The 8,814-nt window shown below is 58.1% G+C and carries 8 protein-coding genes; 4 read left to right on the forward strand and 4 right to left on the reverse strand.

What is annotated here, in order from left to right; translation table 11 throughout:
• Positions 1-42: 42 nt before the first annotated feature.
• From ASD70_RS06950 to ASD70_RS06970, 4 genes are all read right to left on the reverse strand, one after another.
• Positions 43-432 carry a hypothetical protein gene (locus ASD70_RS06950; protein ID WP_056846017.1) on the reverse strand — a complete coding sequence of 130 codons (390 nt, stop codon included), beginning with the start codon at positions 430-432 and terminating at the stop codon, positions 43-45.
• 289 nt (positions 433-721) lie between these two features.
• Positions 722-1,111: a hypothetical protein gene (locus ASD70_RS06960; RefSeq protein ID WP_056846019.1), complete on the reverse strand. Its 390-nt coding sequence runs from the start codon at positions 1,109-1,111 to the stop codon at positions 722-724.
• On the reverse strand, positions 1,108-2,517 hold the full coding sequence (locus ASD70_RS06965) for a PAAR domain-containing protein (RefSeq protein WP_056846020.1): 1,410 nt from the start codon (positions 2,515-2,517) through the stop codon (positions 1,108-1,110). The genes ASD70_RS06960 and ASD70_RS06965 overlap by 4 nt, the downstream gene beginning before the upstream one ends.
• A 62-nt stretch (positions 2,518-2,579) precedes the next feature.
• Complete coding sequence (locus tag ASD70_RS06970) at positions 2,580-3,062, reverse strand: hypothetical protein (protein ID WP_056846021.1); 483 nt, start codon at positions 3,060-3,062, stop codon at positions 2,580-2,582.
• A 215-nt stretch (positions 3,063-3,277) separates the two neighbouring features.
• On the opposite strand from ASD70_RS06970, the gene xylA reads away from it, so the two are divergent.
• The 4 genes from xylA (at position 3,278) to ASD70_RS06990 (ending at position 8,512) form a co-directional block, all read left to right on the forward strand.
• Positions 3,278-4,594 (forward strand): xylose isomerase, encoded by a 1,317-nt coding sequence (gene xylA / locus ASD70_RS06975; protein ID WP_056846022.1) that lies wholly within the window; start codon positions 3,278-3,280, stop codon positions 4,592-4,594.
• Between the two features lie 101 nt (positions 4,595-4,695).
• Positions 4,696-5,694, forward strand: a complete 999-nt coding sequence (gene xylF / locus ASD70_RS06980; RefSeq protein WP_043050245.1) for a D-xylose ABC transporter substrate-binding protein — start codon at positions 4,696-4,698, stop codon at positions 5,692-5,694.
• A gap of 136 nt (positions 5,695-5,830) precedes the next feature.
• The gene (gene xylG, locus ASD70_RS06985) at positions 5,831-7,375 is read left to right on the forward strand and encodes a D-xylose ABC transporter ATP-binding protein (protein ID WP_056846023.1); all 1,545 of its coding nucleotides are present in this window, start codon (positions 5,831-5,833) and stop codon (positions 7,373-7,375) included.
• Entirely contained in the window at positions 7,376-8,512 is a 1,137-nt protein-coding gene (locus ASD70_RS06990; protein ID WP_056846024.1) for a sugar ABC transporter permease, read from the forward strand.
• The last annotated feature ends 302 nt before the right edge of the window (positions 8,513-8,814 follow it).

Below are 8,814 nucleotides of genomic sequence, written 5' to 3' on the forward strand. Positions count from 1 at the left end.
AAGCTGTCTGGGCACATCGGGCCTCAGGGAGGCCCGTCCTATCTACCTAAACTTTAAAACTATGAATACAGTTATCAGCCAAACACCCGTGCCAACTATCATTGCTAAATGTAGGTTCAGTAGGCGTTTTAGGTAAGGGGGAAAGTTTTCATAATCGATAGGGCTCAAGTCGCCAATGCGGATATATGTCCTTGGCATCGCTATCATCCCGGTGATTTTTGCCATCTCCAACAACGACCAAATATAGCCGCGCCTCCCCAGGCTCGGCCCCCAAAGATAAATATAGCGACTGTTCTTCAACGCCTCTTTTATCGCATCCAAATGTCGATGACTCAGGAACAAGCTGTACGCAATACTCACGAGTTCGAGCACAAAAGGCCCCCCGGCAAAGATAATTGCAACCCAAGGTGGCCAAGTATCGATGTTAGTCATGGTATAGCCTCGTAGATCTTTTCAACCACGTAATCACCACCTTGACCACCGTAGGTGGTACCTGCCCATGCGCCAGCTTCTACAATGGCTGCGATACAGATAACAGCGCCGCCCATCCACCCAAACCACCGAAGAACGTGGCCCCAGCGAACTTCCCCGCTTCCGTAAACTTGATCCTCCTGCAATCCTCCCCAGAGGCTCCTTTACACACCTGCTGGATTGCCAGTAACGAGTACGCGCAGGTTTGCCTGATCAGGACAGCGGGCCTCATATGAGGCCCGCTTTGAGGTCACCTAAATCTAAGCAGTACAACCACGACACCCATCCAAATACAGGCAACTATCATCATTGCCAAATCGATAACTAAAAGTCGCTTCAGGTAGGGAGGAAACTTCTCGATGTCGACTGGATCAACCTCTCCCATAATGATAGAGGCCCTTGGCCAAACCACCATTCCGGCGATTTTCGACATTTCCAAGAGAGACCAAATCAAACCGCGCCTCCCCAAACTTGTCCCCCATATGTACATATAACGACTATTTTTTAGAGCCTCCTTCATGGCTTCCAGATGACAATGAGTAAGGTAAAGGCTAAAAGCAAGGCCAGCAGCTGCAAGCAGAATAGGGCCTCCGGCAAAGATAATCGCAACCCAAGGAGGCCAAGTATCCATGTTAGTCATGGTTGTATAGCCTCGTAGATCTTTTCACCCACGTATTCACCACCTTGACCACCATAGGTCGTACCTGCCCATGCGCCGGCTCCTACTAAAGCCGCGACGCAGACCACTCCCCCTATTCCCGTCGTAACACCCAGTGCCAAGCAGACTGAGCCGCCTGTCGCACCGGCTAACGCTCCTGCTCCTACACCAAAAAATGTAGCGCCTGCGAACTTCCCCCCTTCAGTGAACTTGACCCTCTCACATGCAGCTCCAGAATTCGCATTACACACCTGCTGTATAGCCAACAGCGAAGACACGCCCCCAAGACCAATACCGATATAACCACCTGCCTTCATATACTTCGTGGCACGACTAACCGCATCCACATGAGCGGCATACCCCGGAATCTGACCCGGCCCGCCCGCCTTGTCCCAGTGATGCACCAGGCTGCGGCTGGAAATACCCAGGGCCGTTTTCAACTTCGGGTGATCGCCCAAAGTTGTCTGGCCGCGCAGGCGCGTGGAGTTGAGCAAATGGGCGTCCAGCTGGTTCATCAGCCGCTGACGATCAGCAAAGAACTGCGGCGATTTAAGGTGGCCGTGCTGCCGATAGCTTTCCTGATGCAGGCGCTCCATCGCCTGGAGTGTGTCGCGCAGATTACTCAGGTGCTTCTCCATCACCACCGCACTCACGCCGAGCCAGGTTGAGGTATGGCCGATGAAACCTGCGATTTCGGCGCCGTGGCGAAACAGGAAGTCGGCCTCGTCTGGCGTCAAGGCATCCAGGGAGGCATCGACCTGCCGAGCGGCCTGCATCAGTTGCGCTTCCTGATAGGTGCAGGAGGTGTTGTTCGGATCGCTGAGCACGATCATCGAGCCGGCTTTGACGTGACTTGTATTGGGGTTCAGTGATTGAAACTTGCGCATCACCGCCGGATCACGAATTGGAAACAGCGTGGCCTCCAACGCTTCGCGAGTCATGCTTTTGGGCACGATATAAAAACCTGGTTCCTGGCTCGAGAGGTTGTTAAATGCGGGCGGCGCCGAATGGCTTGTCGGGGTGTAAGCGTTTTGAGACGGCGCTGCCCAGTGAGTCGTTGGCCGGACCGGCTCCGCGGCTTGCCTGTTGGCACTCACCACCGAGCCACCTCTGCTGTGATACTTGGCTGAAAACACCGAAGGCACCAGCTCGGCTTTACAGGGACAGTCACTGTAGCTATCCAACGTACCGGCCATAAGCCGGCCATGGCTGTTCATGAATGAAATGCCACCGACGATCCTATAGGTTTGCCCATCCTTGCCACAGGTAACTCGGTCACCTTCGCACGCATGAAGAAGGCCATGTATGTTGATTCTGTTATCTCCGTCCAGCACTTCCCCGCCGCAGGTGGTTTTATCACCCAGGCCAATGAAATAACCTACGCTCATTGTTTTTTCCTTAATCTGTTCCGGACGTCCCGGCATATTTCCAACAGGACATTGCGCCCCTGCTATTTCATAGACGGTAGAAAATCTTTTGCCAATGGAACGCCCTGACGTTCAATCAAAATTGACGAGTCTTGAGGCGTATTAATAATCTGGTCGCCATTGCTGAGATAACTGCCTACCAGCGCGAGATGGCCATTATCTTCGCCCGATCCTGTCACGATAGGCGCTTGAGTGCCGTCGGCATATTCCACGTAATCACCCTTGTGTGCCGCACGTACTTGCGAGCCGTCGGCCAATCTAAACTCAAGCCCCGAAGCGGTTTTCTTGATGACACCACCGTTACGGGTCTGACTGCCTTCGGCGGCAATTCGGTAAATAGCAATAGGCGGGTGAGCGTTGCAATAAGCCTGCTGATCCTTAACGAGCTGCAAAGCGCGCTCATTGAAGTTGGATAACTGCTGCTCCGTAAAGGGTGATTTATTTAATTGATTGAGTAAGTCAGGCGTCACTTCATTGGTATATAGCGAAAAGTGCGATGCGTTCATGATGTTTTCCTTATTGGTGGTCTTAGCTGACACCCCTAAACTTTGAAGAGGCATATCCCCACCGTAAAGTCAGACGTTTCCCTAAATCACGTACTCCCTGAGCCGTTCTGAACGCCCTACTCAAAATCGCACTACACCTTGGTGATTTTCATAATCAGCACCCCAGGTGCCGTTGCTAGTATCCAGGCACCGCCAAGAACAATAAGGAAACCGCCATGCCGTACTTTCCCGGTGTCGACAAGGTTCGCTTCGAAGGCCCTGCCAGCGAATCCCCCCTCGCCTTTCGCCATTACGACGCCAACAAACTCATCCTCGGCAAAACCATGCGCGAACACCTGCGCATGGCCGCCTGTTACTGGCACACCTTTGTGTGGCCAGGGGCGGATATGTTTGGCATGGGCACGTTCAAACGCCCATGGCAGCGCAGTGGCGATCCGATGGAGCTGGCGATCGGCAAGGCGGAGGCGGCCTTTGAGTTTTTTTCCAAGCTGGGTATCGACTACTACAGTTTCCACGACACCGACGTGGCGCCGGAGGGCAGCTCGCTCAAGGAGTACCGCAACCACTTTGCGCAGATGGTCGATCACCTGGAGCGTCATCAGGAACAGACCGGCATCAAGCTGCTGTGGGGCACCGCCAACTGCTTCAGCAACCCGCGTTTTGCCGCCGGGGCCGCGAGTAATCCGGACCCGGAAGTGTTCGCCTTCGCTGCCGCCCAGGTGTTCAGTGCGATGAACGCCACGCTGCGGCTCAAGGGTGCCAACTATGTGCTGTGGGGTGGTCGTGAAGGGTATGAAACCCTGCTCAACACCGACCTCAAGCGCGAGCGCGAGCAGCTTGGGCGCTTTATGCGCATGGTGGTGGAGCACAAGCACAAGATCGGCTTTACCGGCGACCTGTTGATTGAACCCAAGCCCCAGGAGCCCACCAAGCACCAGTACGATTACGACAGCGCCACGGTGTTCGGCTTCCTGCATGAGTACGGCCTGGAGAAAGAAATCAAAGTGAACATCGAGGCCAACCACGCGACATTGGCCGGGCACAGTTTTCATCATGAGATCGCCACCGCCGTGTCATTGGGGATCTTCGGCAGCATCGACGCCAACCGCGGTGACCCGCAGAACGGCTGGGACACCGACCAGTTCCCCAACAGCGTCGAGGAAATGACCCTGGCCACCTATGAAATCCTCAAGGCCGGGGGCTTCAAGAACGGCGGCTACAACTTCGACTCCAAGGTCCGGCGCCAGAGCCTGGACGAGGTGGACCTGTTCCACGGGCATGTGGCGGCCATGGATGTGCTGGCCCTGGCCCTGGAGCGTGCGGCGGCGATGGTGCAGGACGACCGCTTGCAGCAGTTCAAGGACCAGCGTTATGCCGGTTGGCAGCAGCCGTTGGGCCAGGCGGTGCTGGCGGGTGAGTTCAGCCTGCAGTCCCTGGCTGAGCACGCGTTTGCCCAGGAGCTGAACCCGCAGGCGGTGAGTGGTCGGCAGGAGATGCTGGAGGGGGTTGTGAATCGGTTTATCTATCGGTGACATTTGCACGACAAATCTATGCACAGAGCGTCAAGGGACGCTCTACAGTTCTACCCGCATCACCTTGTGTCTTTCCAACAACAATAAAGGGACGCACCACCATGAAATCATTCAAACGCACCCTGCTCGCCAGCGCCCTGGCCCTGCTTGCCTTGCCGGTGATGGCCGATTCTGCTCATCCGAAGATCGGTTTCTCCATCGATGACCTGCGCCTGGAGCGCTGGTCCCGCGACCGCGATTACTTTGTTGCGGCGGCGGAAAAACTCGACGCCAAGGTGTTCGTGCAGTCCGCCGATGCCAACGAGCAGAAGCAGATTTCCCAGATCGAAAACCTGATCTCCCGGGGCGTCGATGTGATCGTCATTGTGCCCTTCAATGCCACCGTGTTGACCAATGCCGTGGCCGAAGCCAAGAAGGCCGGGATCAAGGTGGTGTCTTATGACCGCCTGATCCTCAACGCGGATATCGACGCGTATATTTCCTTCGATAACGAAAAAGTCGGCGAGATGCAGGCCAACGGTGTGCTGCAGGCGGCGCCCAAGGGCAACTACTTCCTGCTCGGTGGCGCACCCACCGACAACAACGCCAAGGTGCTGCGCGAAGGCCAGATGAAGGTCCTGCAACCGGCCATCGACAAGGGCGATATCAAGGTTGTCGGCCAGCAGTGGGTCAAGGAGTGGAACCCTACCGAAGCCTTGAGCATTGTCGAAAACGCCCTGACCCGTAATGACAACAAGATCGACGCCATCGTCGCGTCCAACGACGCCACCGCCGGCGGCGCAATCCAGGCCCTGGCTGCGCAGAAGCTGGCGGGCAAGGTGCCGATCTCCGGCCAGGACGCCGACCTCGCGGCGGTCAAGCGCGTGATCGACGGCACCCAGACCATGACCGTCTACAAGCCGCTCAAGTTGATCGCCACCGAAGCCGCCAAGCTCTCGGTGCAGCTGGCGCGCAACGAAAAACCCACCTACAGCTCGCAATACGACAATGGCAGCAAGAAGGTCGACACCATCCTGCTCACCCCGACGCCATTGACCAAGGCCAACATCGACCTGTTGGAAAAGGACGGGTTCTATACCAAAGAGCAGATCGGCCTGTAGGAGCTGGCTTGCCTGCGAAAAGCGCCAACGATAACGCAGCGCTGCCAGGCAGGCCCGCGTCGCCTGCGCGATTTTCGCGAGCAAGCTCGCTCCTACAGTGAGCGTGTTTTATCGGCCTTTTGTGTGAGCCATCGCCATGTCGCACTACCTGCTGCAAATGAACGGCATCGTCAAAAGCTTTGGCGGTGTCAACGCGTTGAATGGCATCGACATCAAGGTACGTCCCGGGGAATGCGTCGGCCTGTGCGGCGAGAACGGTGCCGGTAAGTCCACCTTGATGAAGGTGCTGTCGGCGGTCTACCCCCATGGCACCTGGGAGGGTGAAATCCTTTGGGATGGGCAGCCGCTCAAAGCCCAGTCCATCAGCGAAACCGAGGCGGCCGGCATCGTTATCATCCACCAGGAACTGACCCTGGTGCCGGACCTGTCGGTGGCCGAAAACATCTTCATGGGCCACGAGCTGACCCTGCCCGGCGGGCGCATGAACTACCCGGCGATGCTGCACCGTGCCGAAGCCTTGATGCGCGAGCTGAAGGTGCCGGACATGAATGTGGCGCTGCCGGTGTCGCAGTACGGCGGCGGCTATCAGCAACTGGTGGAAATCGCCAAGGCCCTCAACAAGCAGGCGCGCCTGTTGATTCTTGATGAGCCTTCTTCGGCATTGACCCGTTCGGAAATCGAGGTGCTGCTGGACATTATCCGAGACCTCAAGGCCAAGGGCGTGGCCTGCGTGTACATCTCCCACAAGCTCGATGAAGTGGCAGCGGTGTGCGACACCATCGCGGTGATTCGCGACGGCAAGCATATCGCGACCACAGCCATGGCTGACATGGACATCCCCCGGATCATCACGCAGATGGTCGGCCGCGAGATGAGCAACCTCTACCCCACCGAACCCCATGCAGTGGGCGAGGTGATTTTCGAAGCGCGCCATGTCACCTGCTACGACGTCGACAACCCCAAGCGCAAGCGTGTCGACGATATTTCCTTCGTGCTCAAACGCGGCGAAATCCTCGGCATTGCGGGGCTGGTAGGTGCCGGGCGCACCGAGCTGGTGTCGGCACTCTTCGGCGCCTACCCCGGCCGCTACAGCGCCGAGGTGTGGCTGGACGGGCAGCTGATCGACACGCGCACGCCGCTCAAGTCGATCCGCGCCGGGCTGTGCATGGTGCCCGAGGACCGCAAGCGCCAGGGCATCATCCCCGACCTGGGTGTGGGCCATAACATCACCCTGGCGGTACTTGATACCTATGCGCACCTGACCCGCATCGACGCCGAGGCCGAACTGGGCAGCATCGACCAGCAAATCGCGCGTATGCACCTCAAGACCGCCAGCCCGTTCCTGCCTATCACCAGCCTCTCCGGCGGCAACCAGCAGAAGGCCGTGCTGGCGAAAATGCTGATGGCCAAGCCCAAGGTGCTGATCCTCGATGAACCCACGCGGGGTGTGGATGTGGGCGCCAAGTACGAGATCTACAAGCTGATGGGCGCGCTGGCGGCCGAAGGCGTGTCGATCATCATGGTCTCCTCGGAACTGGCCGAGGTACTGGGGGTATCCAACCGCGTGCTGGTGATGGGCGACGGCCAGCTGCGGGGCGATTTCGTCAATGCCGGCCTGACCCAGGAACAGGTGCTCGCCGCGGCGCTCAGCCAACCTAATAACCTTCGGAAGACCCTGTAGATGAATCAGGTCAAACACCTTTTCACCCGCTACAAAATGCTCGCGCTGGTGATCGCCGTGGCGTTTATCTGGCTGTTTTTCAGCTGGCAGACCGAGGGCGGCTTCCTCACCCCGCGCAACCTGTCCAACCTGCTGCGGCAGATGTCGATCACCGGAATATTGGCGTGCGGCATGGTGCTGGTGATCATCAGCGGCGAGATCGATTTGTCGGTGGGCTCGTTGCTCGGGCTGCTGGGCGGGCTGGCGGCGATCCTCGACGTGGTCTATCACGTGCCGCTGCTGGCCAACCTCAGCCTGGTGGCGCTGTGCGGCCTGATGATCGGCCTGGCCAACGGCTATATGACCGCTTACCTGCGCATCCCCTCGTTTATCGTCGGCCTGGGCGGCATGCTGGCATTTCGCGGGATTCTGCTGGGGATTACCGGCGGCACCACCATCGCGCCGGTGTCGCCATCGCTGGTGTATGTGGGCCAGGGCTACTTGCCTCACACGGTGGGCGCAGGGCTGGGTGTAGTGCTGTTCGCGCTGACGCTTTTTCTGACCTGGAAACAACGGCGTAACCGCGCGCTGCATGGCCTGGCCGCGCACTCGCTGGTGCGTGACGGGCTGCGTGTGGTGCTGATCGGCGCGGTGCTCGCCGGGTTTGTCACCACCCTCAACAGCTACGACGGCATCCCGGTGCCGGTGCTGCTGTTGCTGGTGCTGCTCGGCGTGTTCAGCTACGTCACCAGCCAGACCGTTTTTGGTCGACGGGTGTACGCGGTGGGCAGCAATATGGAAGCCACACGGCTGTCGGGCATCAATGTGCAGGCGGTGAAACTGTGGATCTTCGGCATCATGGGCGTGATGTGCGCCCTCGCCGGCCTGGTCAACACCGCCCGCCTCGCTGCCGGGTCACCGTCGGCGGGCAACATGGGCGAACTCGACGCCATCGCCGCCTGCTTTATTGGCGGCACCTCGATGCGCGGCGGCTCGGGCACGGTATACGGCGCGTTGCTCGGGGCCTTGGTGATTACCAGCCTGGATAACGGCATGTCGATGCTAGACGTGGACAGCTATTGGCAGATGATTGTGAAAGGCAGCATTCTGGTGCTGGCAGTGTGGGTGGATGTGAGTACGCGGGCGGGTCGGCGGTAAGCCCATACTTACCAACACTGGAGAACCCTGTGGGAGGGGGCTTGCTCCCGATGAGGGAGTGTCAGTGAACACATCTGTGACTGACACACCGCCATCGGGAGCAAGCCCCCTCCCACATTTGTCTGCATTTCAAATGAGGGGTTGGTGGCATTTGGTCATGGTTTTTAAAGGGCCAGCAAGGCGTGTCCCTTTAAATTGCAGGACGTTTCCTAGACAATCCCTGCCGCCTTGTGCCTGCTGGAATCGATGGCTAGTCTGCGGTCCGTCACTGCCAATTCAGTGATCGGGTTTAGTCGCCCGGT

The sequence above is a fragment of the Pseudomonas sp. Root569 genome, from assembly GCF_001427465.1.
GTDB lineage: Bacteria > Pseudomonadota > Gammaproteobacteria > Pseudomonadales > Pseudomonadaceae > Aquipseudomonas > Aquipseudomonas synxantha.

Coding starts and splice junctions, on each gene's coding strand:
- ASD70_RS06950 (WP_056846017.1), bottom strand. CDS start 432: ATGACTAACATCGATACTTGGCCACCTTGGGTTGCAATTATCTTTGCC.
- ASD70_RS06960 (WP_056846019.1), bottom strand. CDS start 1,111: ATGACTAACATGGATACTTGGCCTCCTTGGGTTGCGATTATCTTTGCC.
- ASD70_RS06965 (WP_056846020.1), bottom strand. CDS start 2,517: ATGAGCGTAGGTTATTTCATTGGCCTGGGTGATAAAACCACCTGCGGC.
- ASD70_RS06970 (WP_056846021.1), bottom strand. CDS start 3,062: ATGAACGCATCGCACTTTTCGCTATATACCAATGAAGTGACGCCTGAC.
- xylA (WP_056846022.1), top strand. CDS start 3,278: ATGCCGTACTTTCCCGGTGTCGACAAGGTTCGCTTCGAAGGCCCTGCC.
- xylF (WP_043050245.1), top strand. CDS start 4,696: ATGAAATCATTCAAACGCACCCTGCTCGCCAGCGCCCTGGCCCTGCTT.
- xylG (WP_056846023.1), top strand. CDS start 5,831: ATGTCGCACTACCTGCTGCAAATGAACGGCATCGTCAAAAGCTTTGGC.
- ASD70_RS06990 (WP_056846024.1), top strand. CDS start 7,376: ATGAATCAGGTCAAACACCTTTTCACCCGCTACAAAATGCTCGCGCTG.